The organism is Nocardia brasiliensis ATCC 700358, from assembly GCF_000250675.2.
Lineage (GTDB): Bacteria > Actinomycetota > Actinomycetes > Mycobacteriales > Mycobacteriaceae > Nocardia > Nocardia brasiliensis_B.
In genome coordinates this window covers 83081-102090 of the sequence record NC_018681.1, presented here as the reverse complement: position 1 = coordinate 102090, position 19010 = coordinate 83081, and the positions used below count along the sequence as shown (strand labels likewise).

Annotated in this window: 20 protein-coding genes and 1 pseudogene; 11 read left to right on the top strand and 10 right to left on the bottom strand. The window is 69.1% G+C overall.

The window, feature by feature from the left end:
• Positions 1-31: 31 nt before the first annotated feature.
• From O3I_RS00455 to O3I_RS46995, 3 genes and pseudogenes are all read left to right on the top strand, one after another.
• On the top strand, positions 32-799 hold the full coding sequence (locus O3I_RS00455) for a DUF2470 domain-containing protein (protein ID WP_014980918.1): 768 nt from the start codon (positions 32-34) through the stop codon (positions 797-799).
• Positions 800-1038: 239 nt separating this feature from the next.
• Positions 1039-1827, top strand: a complete 789-nt coding sequence (locus O3I_RS00450; protein ID WP_014980917.1) for a CPBP family intramembrane glutamic endopeptidase — start codon at positions 1039-1041, stop codon at positions 1825-1827.
• Positions 1828-1979: 152 nt separating this feature from the next.
• Positions 1980-2084, top strand: a pseudogene (locus O3I_RS46995) (glutamate synthase central domain-containing protein); the annotation flags it as partial.
• Positions 2085-2146: 62 nt separating this feature from the next.
• On the opposite strand, the gene O3I_RS00440 reads toward O3I_RS46995, so the two are convergent.
• Both O3I_RS00440 and O3I_RS00435 read right to left on the bottom strand, forming a co-directional pair.
• A complete protein-coding gene (locus tag O3I_RS00440) occupies positions 2147-3301 on the bottom strand; it encodes an RNA polymerase sigma factor (protein WP_014980915.1) in 1155 nt (384 codons plus the stop codon).
• Between the two features lie 5 nt (positions 3302-3306).
• Entirely contained in the window at positions 3307-3717 is a 411-nt protein-coding gene (locus O3I_RS00435; protein WP_014980914.1) for a YciI family protein, read from the bottom strand.
• A 329-nt stretch (positions 3718-4046) separates the two neighbouring features.
• Between O3I_RS00435 and O3I_RS00430 the strand changes: the two genes are divergently transcribed.
• From O3I_RS00430 to O3I_RS00420, 3 genes are all read left to right on the top strand, one after another.
• On the top strand, positions 4047-5366 hold the full coding sequence (locus O3I_RS00430; RefSeq protein ID WP_014980913.1) for an LCP family protein: 1320 nt from the start codon (positions 4047-4049) through the stop codon (positions 5364-5366).
• A gap of 10 nt (positions 5367-5376) precedes the next feature.
• Entirely contained in the window at positions 5377-5919 is a 543-nt protein-coding gene (locus O3I_RS00425) for a ferritin (protein WP_014980912.1), read from the top strand.
• Positions 5920-5990: 71 nt separating this feature from the next.
• Positions 5991-6539: a ferritin gene (locus tag O3I_RS00420; protein ID WP_014980911.1), complete on the top strand. Its 549-nt coding sequence runs from the start codon at positions 5991-5993 to the stop codon at positions 6537-6539.
• Positions 6540-6794: 255 nt separating this feature from the next.
• On the opposite strand, the gene O3I_RS00415 is transcribed toward O3I_RS00420, so the two are convergent.
• The 4 genes from O3I_RS00415 to O3I_RS00400 all read right to left on the bottom strand — a co-directional run bounded on the left by O3I_RS00415 (position 6795) and on the right by O3I_RS00400 (position 10611).
• Positions 6795-7715, bottom strand: coding sequence for a DUF5926 family protein (locus tag O3I_RS00415; RefSeq protein WP_014980910.1), 921 nt, complete (start codon positions 7713-7715; stop codon positions 6795-6797).
• 681 nt (positions 7716-8396) lie between these two features.
• On the bottom strand, positions 8397-9164 hold the full coding sequence (locus tag O3I_RS00410) for a glycerophosphodiester phosphodiesterase (RefSeq protein ID WP_014980909.1): 768 nt from the start codon (positions 9162-9164) through the stop codon (positions 8397-8399).
• Positions 9161-10174, bottom strand: a complete 1014-nt coding sequence (locus tag O3I_RS00405) for a DUF4328 domain-containing protein (protein WP_237748228.1) — start codon at positions 10172-10174, stop codon at positions 9161-9163. The genes O3I_RS00410 and O3I_RS00405 overlap by 4 nt, the downstream gene beginning before the upstream one ends.
• Positions 10175-10239: 65 nt before the next feature.
• On the bottom strand, positions 10240-10611 hold the full coding sequence (locus tag O3I_RS00400) for a rhodanese-like domain-containing protein (protein ID WP_041562319.1): 372 nt from the start codon (positions 10609-10611) through the stop codon (positions 10240-10242).
• 518 nt (positions 10612-11129) lie between these two features.
• Between O3I_RS00400 and O3I_RS00395 the strand changes: the two genes are divergently transcribed.
• Positions 11130-11741, top strand: a complete 612-nt coding sequence (locus O3I_RS00395; RefSeq protein ID WP_041562318.1) for a hypothetical protein — start codon at positions 11130-11132, stop codon at positions 11739-11741.
• A gap of 64 nt (positions 11742-11805) precedes the next feature.
• Here the strand turns inward: O3I_RS00395 and msrA are convergent, their stop codons facing one another.
• Positions 11806-12486 carry a peptide-methionine (S)-S-oxide reductase MsrA gene (msrA, locus tag O3I_RS00390; RefSeq protein ID WP_041562317.1) on the bottom strand — a complete coding sequence of 227 codons (681 nt, stop codon included), beginning with the start codon at positions 12484-12486 and terminating at the stop codon, positions 11806-11808.
• 189 nt (positions 12487-12675) lie between these two features.
• On the opposite strand from msrA, the gene O3I_RS00385 reads away from it, so the two are divergent.
• The 3 genes from O3I_RS00385 to O3I_RS00375 all read left to right on the top strand — a co-directional run bounded on the left by O3I_RS00385 (position 12676) and on the right by O3I_RS00375 (position 15294).
• Entirely contained in the window at positions 12676-13299 is a 624-nt protein-coding gene (locus tag O3I_RS00385; protein WP_014980904.1) for a superoxide dismutase, read from the top strand.
• A gap of 441 nt (positions 13300-13740) precedes the next feature.
• The gene (locus tag O3I_RS00380) at positions 13741-14268 is read left to right on the top strand and encodes a hypothetical protein (protein WP_041563241.1); all 528 of its coding nucleotides are present in this window, start codon (positions 13741-13743) and stop codon (positions 14266-14268) included.
• A 294-nt stretch (positions 14269-14562) separates the two neighbouring features.
• Entirely contained in the window at positions 14563-15294 is a 732-nt protein-coding gene (locus O3I_RS00375; protein ID WP_041563240.1) for a TMEM165/GDT1 family protein, read from the top strand.
• A gap of 134 nt (positions 15295-15428) precedes the next feature.
• Here the strand turns inward: O3I_RS00375 and O3I_RS00370 are convergent, their stop codons facing one another.
• Together O3I_RS00370 and O3I_RS00365 are read right to left on the bottom strand one after the other, a co-directional pair.
• A complete protein-coding gene (locus tag O3I_RS00370; protein ID WP_014980901.1) occupies positions 15429-16097 on the bottom strand; it encodes a TetR/AcrR family transcriptional regulator in 669 nt (222 codons plus the stop codon).
• Between the two features lie 23 nt (positions 16098-16120).
• On the bottom strand, positions 16121-16999 hold the full coding sequence (locus tag O3I_RS00365) for an SDR family NAD(P)-dependent oxidoreductase (RefSeq protein ID WP_014980900.1): 879 nt from the start codon (positions 16997-16999) through the stop codon (positions 16121-16123).
• A 235-nt stretch (positions 17000-17234) separates the two neighbouring features.
• On the opposite strand from O3I_RS00365, the gene O3I_RS00360 reads away from it, so the two are divergent.
• Positions 17235-18002 carry an SDR family NAD(P)-dependent oxidoreductase gene (locus O3I_RS00360; RefSeq protein WP_014980899.1) on the top strand — a complete coding sequence of 256 codons (768 nt, stop codon included), beginning with the start codon at positions 17235-17237 and terminating at the stop codon, positions 18000-18002.
• 58 nt (positions 18003-18060) lie between these two features.
• On the opposite strand, the gene O3I_RS00355 is transcribed toward O3I_RS00360, so the two are convergent.
• Positions 18061-18879, bottom strand: coding sequence for a class I SAM-dependent methyltransferase (locus O3I_RS00355; RefSeq protein ID WP_014980898.1), 819 nt, complete (start codon positions 18877-18879; stop codon positions 18061-18063).
• Between the last annotated feature and the right edge of the window lie 131 nt (positions 18880-19010).

Here is a 19010-nt window from a genome sequence, read left to right as displayed (position 1 = left end):
AGGCGAGCAGAGCCCGACCACGGAGGTTTGTATGCCGCGTCCGACACCGACCGTCGCGCCGTCCACGGCCGAGCGGGTGCGCAGTGCCTGCGCGCATGCCGAACACGCCGTGCTGGCCATGCCCGGCATCGATCCGACGCCGATCTCGGTCCATCACGTGCGTGAATGCGGCGACGCCGTGATCGCGGTGCCGACCACGTCGGTGGCGGCGGTGCTGGCCGGGAATTCGCCGGACGCGGGCGCTCCCGCGGTGCTGGAGCTCACCGATCACGCGCCGCTGCCGCTGCGTGAGCCGGTGCGCGCGCTGGTGTGGCTGCGCGGCTGGGTCCGTGCGGTGCCGACGCAGGCGCAACGCGCGCTGGCCACCGAGGTCGCCAAGGAGAACCCCGATCCGGGTCTGCTCGATGTCGGGCACACCGCGACGCTGCTGCGCCTGGTGATCAACTCCGCGGTGGTCGCCGACTCGACCGGCGCCGAGTCGGTCAGCGTCGACGAACTACGCCTGGCACAGCCGGATCCGTTCTGCACCTTGGAATCCGCGTGGTTGCAGCACATGGACGCCGACCATGCCGACGTGGTCGCACAGCTGGCCAGGCACCTGCCGCCGCGCCTGCAGCACGGCATCGTGCATCCGCTCGCCATCGACCGCTACGGCCTCACCCTGCGCGTCGAAGGACGCGACGGCGACCACGATTTCCGGCTCCCCTTCACCTCCCCCGCCGACGATATCGAGGCGCTCAGCCGCGCGGTCCGCACCCTCGCGGGCTGCCCCTTCCTCAACGGCCTGCGCCGCATCTGAGCCTCAACGGTCTGCGCCGCATCTGCGGCCTCAACGGTCTGCGCCGCATCTAAGCATCCGGACCACCCGGCGCAGAACGCCAGGCACTGAACCGGCTCGCCCGGGGCGGTGGGCTCTCCGCGTTTCGGCAGCGGCCAAAGCGGCTTCGACCGCATCCGGGGGTAACCGCTGTCGAGCGCCGCGTAGTCCGCGGCGGTGCGTGGCGCGACGCGGGCGGGGGCGGGCAATAGATTCGAGGGATGCGTAGTGCGGTTGGTGACGAGTCGGCGGAGCTGACCGGGCGGGAGCGGCTCGGGATCAAGCTCGAGATCGCGGTCGTGCTCGTGGTCACCTTCGGGTTGAGCGGGCTCAATGCGGCGTTGTCGCTGGTGGAGAGCGCGCTCGCGCCGGGCGGCGTGGGTGGGCGCACGGTCGCGCTGAATCCGTCGCGCTCTGCCCAGTCGATCATCGACCTGCTGTTCCAGCTGCTGAGTGTGGCGCGGCTGCTGGGGTGGGCGGCGCTCGGGCTGTACCTGTTGTGGCGCAGCGGAATCGGGCCGCGACTGATCGGGCTGGCGGCGCGCGTGCGGTGGCGCGCGGATGTGCTGCCGGGGCTGGTGCTGGCCGCCGTGATCGGTTTGCCGGGCTTGGGTCTGTATCTGACCGCGCACGCGCTGGGGGTCAGCGTGACGATCGTGCCCGCCTCGATCGGCGACCACTGGTGGCGGTTGCCCGCGCTGATCCTGTCGGCGTGCGCGAACTCGCTGGCCGAGGAGATCATCGTGGTCGCGTTCCTGATCACCCGGTTGCGCAGGCTCGGCTGGTCGGAGAATTCCGCGCTGTTCGCCTCGGCGCTGCTACGCGGCAGCTACCACCTGTACCAGGGCCTCGGCGGCGGCATCGGAAACGTGGTGATGGGCTTGGTGTTCGGCCGCTACTGGCAGCGCACGAACAAACTGTGGCCGCTCGTGCTCGCACACGCCACCATCGACGCGGTCGCCTACCTCGGCTACACCGCCCTGCGCGGCCACGTCTCCTGGTTGCCGTAGCCCGCGAGACCGACTGTGCGGCAACGGAACAGCAGGCAGCAGCTGCCCTGCACCCGGTAACCCACGGCTAACCATGCGGCAGGTAGCGGCCGCATATCGCGCAGCAAGTGGCCGCTGACGGACCACCCCGCACCATGGCCGGCCCCGTCTGCGATGCCCGCGAGTTGCACCACCTGGCCGTGCTGATCGGCTTCGACGCGGCCGCGTTCAACGCGTACCTGGCCATCGAAGACATGCTCGACCGCGGCCCGCTCGACATGCCGGACAGCACTGGCGATCCGGCCGCCGACTACGCCGTCGCCGCGTTTCCCCGGCACGGTCAGCGCGATCCGTCCCGCAGTTCTCCGTTGAGCCGGGCGGCCTGGCGGGTGAGGTGCGCGCGTTCCGGGAGGGACGTGGCGGCGAGGGCGGCTTCGCTGTAGAGCCGGGCGGCGGTTTCCGGGTCGCCGTCGCGTTCGCGCAGGTATGCCTCGACGGCGGTGTACCTGGGGAGGGTGGGGTCGAGGTCGGTCAGGGCGGCCAGGCCGGCGCGCGGGCCGTCGGCCGCGCCGACCGCGACGGCCCGGTTGAGGCGCGCCACCGGACTGTCGGTGAGCGCGACCAATTCGTCGTACCACTCGACGATCTGCACCCAGTCGGTCTCCTCGGCGGTCCGGGCGTCGGCGTGTAGCGCGGCGATGGCGGCTTGCGCTTGGAACTCGCCGAGCCGGTCGCGGGCGAGGGCGGTCTGGAGGATGTCGACGCCTTCGGCGATGAGGCGGGTGTCCCACCGGGCGCGGTCCTGTTCGGCGAGCGGCACGAGACTGCCGTCGGCGCTGGTGCGGGCCGGGCGGCGCGCGTGATGCAGCAGCATGAGCGCGAGCAGACCCGCGACCTCCTCGTGCGCGGTCACGGCCGCCAGCTGACGGGTGAGCCGGATCGCTTCGGCCGCGAGATCGACGTCGCCGGAGTAGCCCTCGTTGAACACCAGGTAGAGCACGCGCAGCACGGTCGCGACGTCCCCGGCCCGGTTCAGCCGGACGCTCGACACCGTGCGTTTGGCCCGGCTGATCCGTTGCGCCATGGTCGCTTCCGGCACCAGGTACGCCTGCGCGATCTGCCGCGTGGTCAGGCCGCCGACCGCGCGCAACGTGAGCGCGACGGCCGAAGCCGGTGTCAGGGACGGATGCGCACACAGGAAATACAGCTGCAGCGTGTCGTCCGCGGTCTCGGCGGGGCCGGGCGCGGGCTCGACCTCGACGAGTTCCTCCCGCCTGCGCCGCGACGTTTCGGCACGGGCGGCATCGAGGAATTTGCGCCAGGCCACCGCGACCAGCCAGCCCTTGGGATCACGCGGCGGCTCGTCCGGCCAGGCGCGCAACGCTTCGATCAGCGCCTCCTGCACGGCATCCTCGGCCGCCGCGAAGTCTGCGCCGCGGCGGACGAGGATCCCGAGGACAGCGGGCGTGAGCGTGCGCAGCAACGCCTCGTCCACCGTCGTCACTCCGTGATGGTCGCCGGCACACCGTAGAACGGCCGCACCTCGAGCCATTCGCAGATCGGCTCGCCGCCGGGCCCGGGCGCCGCGGACAGCTCGCGCGCCAGTTCCACCGCACGGTCCCACGATTCGACATCGATGATCAACCAGCCTGCGATCAGGTCCTTGGTCTCGGCGAACGGCCCGTCGGTCACCGGCGGCCGCCCCTCCCCGTCGTACCGCACGAACGCGCCTTCGGGGGACAGCGCCTGGGTGTCGACGAATTCGCCCGTCTGCTCCAACCGGGCCGCGAAATCGCGCATGAACTGGAGGTGCGCGTCGACCTCCGCCGGGGTCCACTGGTCCATCGGCGCGTAGTCCACGGCCGGGGTCGGGCCGCCGCGGTAGTGCTTGAGCAGCAGGTACTTCGCCATCTTGATCTCCTTGATGTGGTGCGGCCCATTCTGGCCGCTGTGCCCCTGGGACGGAGCCGTCTACGCGTTCTCGACATCCATGGCGGACGAATTCCGAAAATCTTTTCCGGTCCGGCAGGCGGACCGAGCCCGAGCGGCCGACCTGCGCCGATCCATTCGTGACCCAACTGTTCCCGGCCAGGCGATAACAGTGAATCAGCCCAGGCGAATTCATAGAGAGTGCTCGGACGGAAGGGCACTGGCTTCGGCGCGCCGGGCAGTCGCGCCGGACCGAGATCGATCCGTCGCACGACCACCCCGAACGACGAGCGATAAGTAGAGTCTTTGTGATGAATGGCGACGACCCCCAGTACCGCGCACCGATGCGCCGGGTGCCGCCGCCCGGCCGGCCGCCGCTGCCGCGGCCCGGGCCGCACCGGGCGGGCCCGCCCCCCGGCGACCCGCGTGCGCCGTACGTCGAACCGACCCAGGTGATGCGGCGCCGCGGCCCGCACGCGCAGCCGCTCGCCTATTCGCAGGTGCCGCCGGAGCAGGCCGCGACGCGGATGCCGCCACCGATGAACAAGCGACGCCCGCCGACCCATGCACCGACGCAGCAGCCGGTCCCCTACCGCGAGGATCCGCCGCCGCCACGCCAATTCCGGGGCGCGCCGCCCCCGCCGCCCCCGTCGGCCCCGCCGCGGCGGGAGCGGGCTCCGCGGCCGCGCCGCAAGCGGCACTATTTCCGCTGGTTCCTGGTATTGCTGCTGGTGCTCGTCCTGGCTGCGATCGGTGCCGTGATCCAGCTCGACCGATCCCTGACCCGTATCCCCGCGTTGGCGAACTACGCCGAGCGCGTCGGCGACACGCCGGGCACCAACTGGCTGCTCGTCGGTTCCGACGGCCGCGCGGGGCTGTCTCCCGAACAGGAGCAGGAGCTCGCCACCGGCGGCGAGGTCGGCCCGGAACGCACCGACACGATCATGCTCGTGCACGTCCCGAAGTCGGGTAAGGCGACGTTGGTCAGCCTGCCGCGCGACTCGTACGTCAGCATCCCCGGCAACGGCAAGGACAAGCTGAACGCCGCCTTCGCGATCGGCGGCGCGCCGCTGCTCGTGCAGACCGTCGAGATCGCCACCGGCCTGCGCATCGACCACTACGCGCAGATCGGTTTCAGCGGTTTCGCCGGCGTGGTCGACGCGCTCGGCGGCATCGACGTGTGCCTGCCCACCGCCATCGACGACCCGCTGGCCGGGATCAACCTGCCCGCGGGCTGCCAGAAACTGACCGGACCGGAGGCGCTCGGTTTCGTGCGCAGCCGCGCGACCGCGCTGGCCGATCTGGACCGGATGAACAACCAGCGCATCTTCATGTCCGCCTTGCTGAAGAAGGCGACAAGCGCTGCGACACTGGCCAATCCGTTCAAGCTGTGGCCGTTGGCGTCGGACACCGTCAAATCACTGAAGGTGGACAACGGGGACCACATCTGGAATCTGGGTCAGCTCGGCTGGGCGCTGCGCGGCGACACGGTGGCCACGACGGTGCCGATCGGCGGCTTCGACGACACCGCGAGCGGCAACGTGCTGCTCTGGGACAAGAACAAGGCGAGCGGGTTCTTCGAGGCGCTCGCGAAGGACCAACCGATCCCGGAGGATCTGCTCACCAGGTAACGTCGATCACATGGCCGACATCGACGAGTCGTTCCCTGGTCTGCTGCGCGAGCAACTGCACCGCGGCTTCACCGCCGCCCAGCAGTATCTGGCCGCCGCCGTGTACTTCGATTCGAATCGGTTGCCGCAGTTGGCGAAACACTGCTACGCGAAGTCCGCCGAGCAGCGCGCGCACGCGCTGCGGATGGTCCAGTATCTGCTCGATCGCGACCTGGAGATCCGGATCGGCGGGCTGCACGAGGTCCGGTCCACCTTCGAATCTCCGCGTGCCGCAATAGCTTTCCTGCTGGACGACGAGCAGAACCGGAGCACGCAGATCACCGGGCTGGCGCGGGCGGCCCGCGAATCCGGTGACTACCTCGGCGAGCGGTTCATCCAGTGGTTCCTCAAGGAGCAGGTGGAAGACGTCGCCCGGATGACCACCCTGCTGGCTGTGATCGACCGTGCGGCGGGCGACCTGTTCGACGTCGAACAGTTCATTGCGCGCGAGTTGAGGGCACCCCAACGCCTCGATACCACGACGCCGAAAATGGCAGGCGCAGCAAAGAATTAATTAGGCAATACTAGCCTCAATAAGGTTGCACTTGGATGACACGCGCGTTGACCAGCGCTAATGTCACCTCTATGTCCAGCCATCCGGAGTCCCCGCGCAGCAAATTCCACGGCCTGCTTCACGATCAGATCAGGCATGAATTCAATGCCGAACATCAATACATCGCTATCGCGGTGTGGTTCGACAATGCTGATCTGCCCCAGTTGGCCAAGCGGTTCTACGCGCAGGCGGTCGAAGAGCGCAATCACGCGATGATGATCGTGCAGTACTTCCTCGATCGCGATATCAGCGTCGACCTCGCCGGGATCGACGCCGCGAAATCCAAGTTCGAGAATGTGCGCGAGCCGATCGCGCTGGCCCTCGCCCAGGAGAAGACGGTCACCGACCAGATCATCCAGCTGGCGAGCACGGCCCGCGAAGAGGGCGACTACCTCGGCGAGCAATTCATGCAGTGGTTCCTGAAGGAGCAGGTCGAGGAGGTCGCCAATATGACCACCCTGCTCAATATCGCCGATCGCGCCGGGTCGAACCTGTTCGATCTGGAAGAGTTCATCGCGCGCGAAATGAGTGGTCCGAGCGATGCTTCCGGCGCGCCGTCGGCCGCGGGCGGCACCGTCTGATCAACGCGCTGCGATAAGCGACAAGGCCCAGCTCTTCGCGACGAGCTGGGCCTTTGCCATTCCCTGCGCTAGCTGGCGCTCAGCGTGCTGATCAAGGACGTGATGATCTTCAGGATCTGCTCCATTGGTGTGCCTCATTCCTCATCGATTTGGTGAGACTGCCCTCACCTGCACCAGCCTTCGGTGTCAGAGGAGAACCTAACGGAGCAGCGATCATTCAGTTGGATTTTGACTGAAATCAATCCGCTTAATTTGTCAGCGCAGGGTGACCTGGCGCGAGCGCAAACCGTCACGCGAACGACGCTCGTCGGCGGTCAACGGCGCGTCCGTGGCGAGCGCCTCGGCCAGCCGAGCCCCGAATTCCTCGGCGGGCTTGGTCCATTCGTCCGCGTGCCGCTCCCGATCCAGGTCGAACACCGGGACGAGCACGCCGTGCGTGCGGAACGAACCGGCGAACCGGGAACCCTCGCCGAGTTGCAGACCGCCCGCGGCGTGCAGCCGGGCCAGCGCCAGCATCAGATCGTCCTCGTTCTCCGGGCGGACCCAGCGGATATGCGCCTTCTCGCCGGCATCCACCCACCACGCGGCCCCGGCGGTGTCCGGCGCGAGCGCGATCCGCGCCGACGGCATGATCGCCTGCTTGGCCTGTTCGATGGTCGCGGCCACCTGCGCGTCGGGCTGCACGCCCTCGGGCACCCACCAGTCGAAGTCCTGGTGCACCGTGAGTTCCAGGGCGGCACCGGGATCGATCACGTCGGCCAGCCGCGGACCGCCCGCCACGCTCTCCACCGACGACAGCGAATCGCCGGGCTCGGCGGACTGCGTCCACAGGATGGCGGCGGCCAGGTCGGCGCCCGCATCGGCGCTCTGGAACTGCGTCTGCGCGCCGACGAATCCGGTCGGCGGCTCACCCGCGCGCGCCAGCGCGGCGACCGCACCGGGGAGCACGGTGGCGAGCACGACCGGGCGCTCGGCCGCGACGCTCGACGCCAGCTTCAGCTCGGCGGTCGCCGACGGCACGAACTCGCGCAGCGCGACCAGATCGCACTCCGCGGCCAGCCCCTCGAAGGGACGCGTCACGGTCTGCGCCGCCTGCTCCTGCGCGGCCTTCCGCTCGGCGAGACGCTGGGCCCGGTTCCCGCCGGGCTTAGGACTGTTGCGCTTGCTCTTACCCACGGGGGGTCAACCTACAGGGTGTGCCCGCCGCCACCCCGCGCGCCACGTCGGCGAATCCCACCCGGCCCCGCCGCCGCGCCACCGGCATCCGAATAACCAACGCACCCAACCACGTTCGCCATCCTGCCTACCCCGCACTCCCCGACCCGCCCGGCGACACCCGGCAACCCCCGTTCACCGGGGTATACAACCCACCCACATATCCCGGCGGGCGCAACACGGCACCGCCGCTTTCCGGCCACCACGAATCCCGTTGAGCACGCAGCGATTCCCAGCGTGGGTCACCCACTGCCGCAAAGTTCGCGTGCGGGTGAGTCTGAGCGCTCGGCGCTTTCCGGCGACCAGTCACACGCTGCCGTGAAGGGTTTGTTTGCGGCCGGTTCAAGCGCGCAGCGCTTCCCGGCGAGCGGCCGCACCCCTGCCGCGGCGGCCTACGTGCAGCCAAGCCTGAGCACGCCGCGCTCCTGGGCGAGAGGTCACACCCTGCCGCGAACACGGCTTGATGCGGTCGTGCCCAAGTGCCCGGCGCTCCCAGCGAGCGGTCGCGCCCTGCCGCGCACGGTTTGCATGCGGCCGAGTCTGAGCGCGGCAATCCCCGCGTGTGTCACCCCTGCCGCACGGTTTGCGGGCGATCGGGGTCTGAGCCGCGCGGCTCTTTCGGACCAGCGGTCGGGCCAGCGATCAGGGGGTGCCGAGGAGGGTTTTGGTGCGGCCGGGGTGGTTGGTGGCGACCCAGCTGACGCCGAGGTCTGCGCAGAGGCGGACGTCGTCGGGGTCGTCGACGGTCCAGCAGTAGGTGGCGCGGCCCGCGGCGGCGGCCTTGTCGACCAGTTCGGGATGTTCGCGCAGCGTCTTCACCGACGGCCCGACCGCGGTCGCGCCGACCGTCGTCGCGGCGCTGCCGCCGAGGTAGCGGGAGGATTCGCCGAGCAGCACGGTGGGCAGTAGCGGCGCGGCGCGGCGGATCCGCCAGACCGCGGTCGCGGCGAACGACATCACCACCGCGCGGGAATGATCGGCGGACGCGGGCGTCGCGATCCCGAACCGCTGCAGCTCGGCGAGCAGCTTGTTCTCCACCAGCGCGCCGTAGCGCACGGGATGTTTGGTCTCGATGAACAGTTTGGTCGGCCTGCTGCGCCAGTCCAGGACGAGGGTGATCAGCTCGCTGAGCGTGAGCACCGGCGACGGTTCGCCGTCCGCGCCGAAGTCGAGTTCCTTCAGTTCGTCCAGCGTCATCTCGCTGACCAGGCCGGTGCCGGACGAGGTCCGGTCGACGGTGCGGTCGTGCACGCACACCAGGTGCCCGTCCCTGGTCAGCCGGACGTCGCATTCGACGCCGTCCGCGCCTTCCTGCAGCGCCAATTCGTATGCGGCGAGCGTGTGTTCGGGACGCGCCGCCGAGGCACCCCGATGCGCCACCACGAACGGCGCGCGACTGCCCTGGCTCACTTGGCCATAACCTCCTCGTGCTCACGGTCCACTGCACCGTCGGGCGGGTTCTGCGGTTCGGCGTCCGGCGCGGCAACGGGCTGCTCGACGGTAGCCGGTGCGCCGCGGCCGCCGGGCTGCACGGGCTCGATCACCGGTACGGGCGGGTCGACGGCGATCACCCAGCGGCGCGCGATCCGGCTGTGGCCGAACGCGTCTCGCTCCTCGATCGCGCGCAGCATGGTGAGGGTGAGCAGCGCGACGGCGGCGGCGACCAAGTCGGTGAATGCCGTGAACAGCACGCCGTCGGCTTTGACCTGCAACGAGTCCGCGGTCCGCCAGTACAGCGCGGCCACCGCGACGAGGCCGCCGATTACCCAGGCCGCCCACCAGATCCGGATCGCCCGCACCGCCCGCGGATCGTCGCGCTCGGCGACGATCTCGGTCAGGAAGATGCCCGGCCACACCATATTGACCACCGGAACGACGCAGCCGAGCACGAGCGCGCGCACCGACCGCGGCTCGCCGCGACCGGCCTGCTCGAAGACGGTGCGCCGGGTCCGGATCAGCCAGCCGACCATCGCGAGCGCGCTGATCAGCGCGAGCAGCAGGGCCAGCAGCGCGGCGCCGACGACGAACGCGTCGGAGGCGAACAGCAGCGCGGGGTGGATCAACCGGGTCCGATTGCGCAGCAGCAACAGATAGCGCAGCAGTTCGGCGAGTGCCGCGAGGCCGAACACCACGGCGGTGGTGATCAGCAGGGTCGGCACCTTGCGGGTCAGTTTCGCGAACGGCAGCGCCGGACCGGCCGATTCCCGCGGCGGCTGGTCGAGCAGACCCCAGCGCGGGATCTGGGTGTAGCGCGGGGTGGCGGTGGCGGCGGGTGGGGCGCCGGAGCTCTTGCGGAGGCGGTGATCGGGTCGGCGCGCCACCCACCGGTAGTTGCGGCGTTCGGCGGGCGCGTCGATCGGCGCGGGCGACAGCAGCACGCCACGGCAGCGCGGGCACCAGTGCATCGGAGTCGACTGCACGGCCCATCGCGCACCGCAACGCGCACAAGGTTGGACAACCGTACTCATCGCACCTCAGCTCTCCCTCAGTAGATCTTCGCCTGGTGGTCGCCGTCCGCGATCAGCGGGCGGCCGGCCTGCTGCCACGCCACCATGCCACCGCTGACCTGAATCGCTTCGAAGCCGATGTGCGTGAGGTATTCGACCACCTGGAGAGAACGGCCGCCTTGCCGGCAGATGACGTAGAGGTCGACGTCGAACTCCAGTTCGTCCACCCGGGCGGGCACGTCGACCATCGGGATGTGGATCGCGCCGGGCGCGTGTCCGAGCTGCCATTCGTCCTCTTCGCGCACGTCGAGCAGGATCGCCCGGGTGGGGTCCGGCGTGGTCGGCGCGGCGCGGTCGAAATCGCTCGGCACCGCGTCCACCGGGACGGAGGGAACATGGGGACTCGTCACGGTTTCGATCCTGCCATGGGCACGCGGGGACCGCGCAGTTCCGGCTCGGCCGGGGACCTCGACAGCAAGCCGATACTTCAGGTATGTTCTGCGTCCCGGAACCCTGAACGAGCCCCGCTCAGGGGCGGTATGTGCATATCTCCGACAGAGTTATCCACATAATCCACAACCTCATCCACAGGCTGCGGCTATCAGACAGCGCATCAATCCAGTGTTCGGCTATCAAAGCAACCGTATGGCTAACTTTCTCGCCGTCGCACGCACTCGAAGCCGTTCACTTCGCGTCGCGCCGGGCACTCTCTGGCGTGTCACGCGGGCGCGAACGACCGATCCGGGACTCCCCTCCACCAAGTACATCCCGGAGCGGTCATCCGCCGCTGACCTCGGAACTTGTGGCGCAACATGTTCCGACAACTACTTGGACGACGCAGCGTGCGGTTCGGTTCCATAAAAAACGAGAACGCTAGCGAAAAACTTAAATATTGGGCTGCACCGGTAGCTGTCGGTAGCCTGTGCGCATGAACGTGAGCAGGGGGCTACTCGACGGAATGGACACGGCCGGACTCAATGTCGCCCTGTCCGAGGCCACGTGCCTCGGCCTGCAGGTCGACGCGGTGGCCGGACAACTACGACTCGATCTAGAGGTGCTGACGCTTCCGGAGAACGGAACGCCCACCGAGGACTACCGGGTGCAGGTGACGTTCACCGGGGTCGGCCGCGTCGCCGCGTCGTTGCGGATGCAGAACTGGGATGCCGTCGAACCGCAGGTGCTGCCGCTGCAGTTGGACGGCCTGGACGAGGCGATCCGCAGTTTCGGCGGCGGCAGGCTGCACGGCTGGGAGTTCATCGACCTCGATGACAGCGGGTGGACGCTGTGGGGCGAGCTGCTCAGCTTCGATACCCGCATCGATGATCACGACTCCGCGCACGTGCTGGAGTTCTCTCAGGAGGAGGGCATCGACCCGCGTGAACTCGATGTGCGCGTGTGGTTCGACAACGTGCTGATCCAGGACGCGAACGGCCAGGAGATCCCGCTGGCCCAGTTCATCGCGGGCGCCACGCGCTGGTGGGCGGCACACGACGCGGGCGATCCGCGGGCGACCCGGCCCGGTGTTGCGCCGCCGCTCTGAAACTCCGCACCCCCTACCGCACATCCGGACCGACCGGGTGTGCGGTTTTCGTTCACGTGGGCGCTCAGGCGCCGAGGCCGGCCGGGCAGCTCACCCCGGTCGCGTGCACCGGGCAGTAGCCGCCGGGATTCTTGGCCAGGTACTGCTGGTGATAGCCCTCGGCGTAGTAGAACGCAGAAAGATCGGGCAGCGCCGCGATGTCGGTGGTGATCTCGCCGAAGCCGGCCGCGGCCAGCCGGGCGCCGAAGGCGTCCGCACTGCTGCGCGCCGACTCGGCTTGACCGGTATCGACCGTGAGCAGCGCCGACCGATACTGGGTGCCGCGGTCGTTGCCCTGCCGCATGCCCTGGGTCGGATCGTGGTTCTCCCAGAAGCACCGCAGCACGGCCGCGTAGTCGAGCATCCCGGGGTCGAACACGATCAGCACGGATTCGGTATGCCCGGTCTGCCCGCTGCAGACCTCTTCATAGGTGGGATTCGGGGTGAATCCGCCCGCGTAGCCGACCGCGGTCGTGTACACGCCGTCGAGCTGCCAGAACAGCTGCTCCGCACCCCAGAAGCAACCCATCGCGACCACCGCGACCTGCAGTTCGTCCGGAAACGGCGGATGCAGCGGATGACCGTTGACGTAGTGGGTATCCGGCACGAGGATCGGTTCCGCACGGCCGGGCAGCGCATTGTCCGGCGCGACCATGACGGGCGTGGGGAGGCGCAACCGCCCCACTAGTTCGTCGTACCACGACATGGTTCGATGCTACGCGTGAGGTTTCGACCCGGTGCCCGTACCGCGGACCGGACGGCGCACAGCCCGCGCGCTGGACGTCAACGCTGGAATGCGCAGGCCTCGGGCCCGGTTGGAACCGATCGGGTGTACGAATGATGGTTGGGTGTGCCCGCGAAACGGCGCGCCCAGCCCGACATAGGAAGGGACATCGTGGCTGAGTACACGCTGCCAGATCTGGATTACGACTACAGCGCCCTGGAGCCCCACATCTCCGGGCAGATCAACGAGCTGCATCATTCCAAGCACCACGCCGCATACGTCGCAGGCGCGAACACCGCGCTGGAGAAGCTGGAAGCCGCGCGCGAAAGCGGCGACCACGGCGCCATTTTCCTGTACGAGAAGAACCTGGCCTTCCACCTCGGCGGCCACGTCAACCACTCCATCTGGTGGAAGAACCTCTCCCCCAACGGTGGCGACAAGCCGGTCGGCGAGCTCGCTGCCGCGATCGACGACCAGTTCGGTTCGTTCGACAAGTTCCGTGGTCAGTTCACCGCGGCCGCCAACGGCCTGCAGGGCTCGGGCTGGGCGGTGCTCGGCTACGACACCCTCGGCCAGAAGCTGCTGACCTTCCAGCTCTACGACCAGCAGGCCAACGTTCCGCTGGGCATCATCCCGCTGCTCCAGGTCGACATGTGGGAGCACGCCTTCTACCTGCAGTACAAGAACGTCAAGGCGGACTACGTCACCGCGTTCTGGAACGTCGTCAACTGGGAAGACGTGCAGGAGCGCTTCGCCCGCGCCGTCTCGCAGGGCAAGGGCCTCTTCTTCGGCTGAGTCTGATTGCCGCGCCTTCGCGCGGTGAGTTCGCGGCCCCTCGAAGGTTCGGATCCGAGTGACGCCAGCTCGCGACTGCGTCGCCGGCGCATCGGCCACTCGGATCCGAACCGGGCCGCGAACGACAATGCTTGATCTCGCTCCGCTCGAAACCCGCGGTCCTACCGGTGTTGTCGCGTTGGGAGCCGAATCGAACCCGCAGGCAGTTACTGCCCGCGGGTTCGGTCGTTTCCGGGGTCCACGATGGACACGCCCGGGGCGCGGAGCGGTATCGGTTCGACTGGCAACGGCATCTGCCCAGCGAGAACAGCTGGTCAGGCGGTTTCTACCAGCCGACTGGCACTCTTTGGTACTTGTGTGCCAGGTGTTTCTTAGGTCATCCTCGGAATCCACAGTTCGAGGACGGGCAAGGCCGCCCCCGGTTTCATGACGGGAGGCACGATGCGTACGAATGAACCGATCGGCATCACGCCGTTCCAAGCCCGCGGCTCGCTGCGGGGTTTCGTCATCTCCGGCCGCTGGCCGGACACCACCAAAGAGTGGGCGCAGGTGCTGGTACTCGCGGTCCGGGTGGCCTCCATGCCGGGCCTGCTGGCCACGTCGACGGTGTTCGGGGTGCGCGAGGACCTGCCCGACGATCCGGCGCCCGGCACGGTCGGGTTGGTGATGGCCGAGGGCACGGTGCTCGGCGAAGAGGCGCTGACCCCCGGCCGGTTTGCCGGTCATGTGCCGACGGCGCTGCTCATGCTGCATCCGCCCTCGGAGACCAAACCGACGCTGCCCGAATGCGCGGGCGCCGCGTCCGGGTGTGTGCTGCTGCCGGGGGTGCCGCATCTGGGCCTGGAACACCGCGCGGCGTGGGCCGAGGCGGAGTCCGACGGCACGGTGACCTCGCTGGTCAGCCGGGTCGGACTGGACCCGATCAGCGATCCCGACACCGCGGTTCTGGCTATGCTGCTGGCCGCGTAAGGGTACCCGAAACTCGCGGCGAGGAGCGCCAAACTTATTGCGCGCATTGCGATTTCGATTACAGCATGGTGGCGTGCCCGGCGTGCGGCGGGTAGAGTCGGCAGCAGCGAAGGGGAGTAGCCCCCAATCACATAGTCGACATACTGACCCGCCACCGCACAACGGATCGGGTCCGGCTGTGTGAACCGGTCCGTTCCGGTGGGCGAGACCTTCGGCCAGGACAACATTCGTTGTCGGCCGGAGGCGTATCCAGACTCCGGCCGGCAGGCCGGAGACCCGGGAGCCGCACACGTCATGATCGCCACCGTTTTGCTGAGTATCGGCATCGTCTTCCTCGCCGAGCTGGGCGACAAATCCCAGCTGATGGCGTTGACGTTCGCCCTGCGCTACCGCTGGTGGGTGGTGCTCGGCGGGATCGCGACCGCCTCCGCCGCGGTGCATCTGCTCTCGGTCGGCGTCGGCTACTTCCTCGGTTCGGCGCTGCCCACCCGGGCCATCGCCCTGGTCGCCGCGCTCACCTTCCTTGCCGTCGGCGGGTGGACCCTGCGCGAGCACTTCGGCACCGCCGACGAGGACGAGCCGGCCCCGAAATCGTTGCGCGCGAGCACCGCCCCGTTCTTCGTGGTGCTGTCCGCGTTCCTGCTCGCCGAACTCGGCGACCGCACCATGTTCGCGACCGCCGCGCTGGCCACCGACTACGACTGGGTCGGCGTGTGGCTCGGCTCGACCATCGGCATGGTCGCCGCCGACGCCCTGGCCATCGCCATCGGCATCCTGGTCGGCAAGCACCTGCCCGAGCGCGCCATCGGCATCGGCTCCGGTCTCCTGTTCCTCTACTTCGGTGCCATGACACTGATCTCGACCGCCGCGCCGGATCTCGGCGGCCTCGTCGTCGCCCTGCTCGCCGCCACCGCCCCCGCCCTCGGCGGCGCTGCCCTGCTCGCCACCCGCCGCCGGCGCCGCACGACACCGGCCGAGCCCGCGGACCAACCCGCGATCCCCGCGGACCCGCCCACCCACCGCTAGGCCGACCACGCCCGAGGCCGCCGCGCACATTCCGCCACCCCGCACGCGTGTCCTTCACCCGACACGCGCGCGGCGCGCTGGAACCTGCGCGGCAGCGGTTGAACAACTGCGGAGTGCGGGCGGGAGCTGCGGAGTCAGGGGTGGGCGAGGGCTTCGCCGTATAGCCGTCCGCCGCGGCGGACGAGGTCCAGCAGGGGTGCGCGGAGGGCAAGGAGGCCGTCGAGGTCTTCGGCGGCGATTCGGCCGGTGACCATGGCGCTGATCGCGGCGGCCAGGGTGACGCAGGCGAAGCGCTGGTCGTCGGTGCGGGCGTCGAGGACGTCGGCGATCAGGCCGACGAACAGTTCTTGCAGTTGGGCGCGGCGCGCGATCGCGGCCGAACCGACCGCGTAGACCTCGACGAGGAACAGGCGCGCGCTGGCCGGGTCGTCGACCAGGTGCTGGAGGTAGGCGGCGAAGATCTTGTCCATCCGGGTCACCGGGTCCAGCTCGGTGGCCGCGGCCGGTGCTCCGTCGGCTTCCAGGGACGCATCGGCGATGCGCTCGAGCAGGTTCTGCGCGGCCCGCTCGTACGCGGCCTCGAAACAGGCTTCCTTGGAACGGAATTGCTCGTAGAAGGTTTCCCGGGAGACCCCGGCCCGCTTCAGGATCGCGGCGACGGAGGTGCCGACGTAACCGTTCTCGACCATCGCCTCGGCCATCGCGATCAGGATGCGCTCGCGCTGCGAGGCGACCACCTGCTCCCGCGGCAGGCCGTGCCTGCCCCGAGGGAGTTGCCGTGCGCTGGTTGCCGATTCGGTCATTCAGGAACTCCGGTGTTGTCGGTCTAGACGGGCCGCTCCATTTTGCGTGGTCTGTCCGGTTGGTCTGTTGTGAAGGGTGCCGCTTCCTTCCTGGCGATCTCCAGCGCGCGCGGTACGCCGCGCCGCAGGGCGAGGTCGATGACCCGCTGGGCGACCGGCCGGGCGGGCAGCACGTAGGCCACCCACCACGGTGACACGACTTGACGGCTCCGGCGCGCAATCGCCTTTTCCACCGCATCGATGGCGGGGCCGAGCGGCGCGACACCGGAGACCGTGGCGCGCCCGATGATGGCGCGTGCCGCGTCGGTGCCGAAGCCGCGCGAGGTCATGTCGGTGTCCAGTTCGGCGAAGTACGCGACGCCCACCTTCGCGCCGGTGTGTTTGACCTCGATGCGCAACGTGTTGCCCAGGGCCTCCACCGCCGCCTTCGCCGCGCTGTACGCGCCGACCAGCGGCAGATTGACCGCCGCGGCGAGCGAGGACACCAGCAGCGCATAGCCGTTCGCGTGACTGATGTGCGGCCCGGCCGCGCGCAACGTGTAGTAGACGCCTAGGACGTTGACCGCAAGCGTCTGCTCCATCACCGCGGTGTCGCCGCCGAGCAGCGGCAGTTGCCGCGCGATACCCGCGTTGGCGACCACCACGTCCAGCCCGCCGAGTTCACCGACCAGGGTCTGCACGACGCGGTCGACCTGTTCCGCGTCGCCGACATCGCAGTAACGCCACGGTGCGTCCCCGCAGTCGGCCGCGACTTCGGCGAGCAGTTCCGGCTCCAACCCGAGCAGCGCGACCCGGGCGCCGTGGGCGTGCAGTTGCCGGGCCAGCGCGGCCCCGATCCCCCGCGCCGCCCCGGTGATCAAAACCTTGCGACCGGCCACGGACGTCGCGGAGAACAGCTTCATGCCAGCGACGGTACCACCCAAGAACACATCTGTTCGCAAATAATCCCAGCGCACCGGGCGCGCTGTTCGACCCGGGTGAGCGGCACACCGCCCGTTCGCCCGCGCGTAACCCTGCGGCAGCGGGGCCGTTCACCGGTGCCGAAATGAGAGGGAGGCCTCATCGGGTCCGGTGGGCACACCCGTTAGGGTGCAATTGACGAAAGGCCAACTGGCTGTCACGAACGAGAGGACCATCGTGGAGATTTCGGGTTCCGCCGCCATTGTCACCGGAGGCGCATCCGGCCTCGGCGCCGCCACTGCCAAGCGTTTCGCCGAGCTGGGGGCCACCGTTTTCGGCCTGGATGTGCCGCAGTCCATCGAGCGCGCGGGCGATAACGTGCCCGCCGGGGTCACCCTCATTCCGGCCGACGTCACCAGCAACGACGAGGTCGGCGCCGCGGTCGCGAAGGTCGTCGAGTCCGGTGCGCCGCTGCGCATCGTGGTGAACTGCGCGGGCGTCGGCTGGGCGGGACGCATCCTGTCCAAGAACGGCCCGCACGACCTCGAGCTGTTCCGCACGGTCATCACCGTGAACCTGCTCGGCACCTTCAACGTCATGCGCCTGGCCGCCGACGCGATCTCCAAGACCGACACCGTCGACGAATACGGCCAGCGTGGCGTCATCATCAACACCGCCTCCGTGGCCGCGTTCGAGGGCCAGATCGGCCAGATCGCGTACTCCGCGTCCAAGGGCGGCGTGCACGGCATGACCGTGCCGGCCGCGCGCGACCTGGCCCAGTTCGGCATCCGGGTTAACACCATCGCCCCCGGCATCATCGACACCCCGATGCTGGCCGGCGTCACCGAGGAGTACCGCAAGGGCCTCGAGGCCGGCGTGCCGTTCCCGTCGCGCCTGGGCCGCCCGGACGAGTACGCGCAGCTCTCGCAGTACATCGTCGAGCACGACTACCTCAACGGTGAGACCATCCGCATGGACGGCGCGCTGCGCATGGCCCCGCGCTAGGCCTCCCCTGCGTGAAAGCCGCTGTCGACCGACCCGGTCGGCGGCGGCTTTCGGTTTTTCAGGGCGCCGGCTTGTGCCCGATACCGAGGAATGCGGTGGTCGACAGCGGCTGGTTCGGCCGGTAGTTGGCGGCCAGATAGGACTTCATCAGCGACACCCGCTCGGCCCACACCTGCTCGCCGACAGTGCGCCGCATGAGCGTCAGCGGCGCGCTGCTGCGCACCATCGTGTCCCACAGCTGGTCGGCGTCGGCGCAGGCCAGCGCGGTCGAGTGACGTTGGATGGACACGGCTTCGAAGCCGGCCCGGCGCATCTCGGTCTCGAAGATCTCCGGATTTTCCAGGCTGAGGTAGTTGGGCTGCGGCTCCTGGACGCTCGGGTCGGCGGCCGCGATCGCGCCGAACATCAAGCGCATCAACGGGGATTCGACCACCGGCGCCCAACTGGACACCACCGCCGTCCCGCCGGGGCGCAGCACCCGGAACAGTTCGCCGAAACCCTTGGCCCGCTCCGGGAAGAACATCAACCCGAACATGGAGAACCCCGCGTCGAACCGGTCGTTCTCGTACGGCAGGTCCTGTCCGTCGCCCACCCGCGTCTCGATGTTCGTGAGCCCGGCGGCCCGCGCGGCGGTGCTCAGCCGCGCCAGCATCGGCTCGGAGAAGTCGATCGCGTGTACCCGCGCCACCTGCGGCGCGGCCAGCAGGCTCAACAGTCCCGTACCCGCCGCGACATCGATCACCTGCGAAGCCGGTGTCAGCGAGGCGAATTCGAGGGCGCGATCGGAGAACGGCTGCATCAGCGCGGGCGCGAATTCCGCGTAGCCGTCGGCGACGAGATCCCACGGCTCGGCGACCGCGAGGGGGTTTCCGGACATGAGCTGGCGATCCTTTCGAATGTCCAAATTTAACCGCCTCGGACCGCGCCGGACCACCAACTCGAACGAAAAACGCTGTGCGCGAAGCAAAGAGCGAAGGCCACCCGATCCGCGGATCGGGTGGCCTTCGG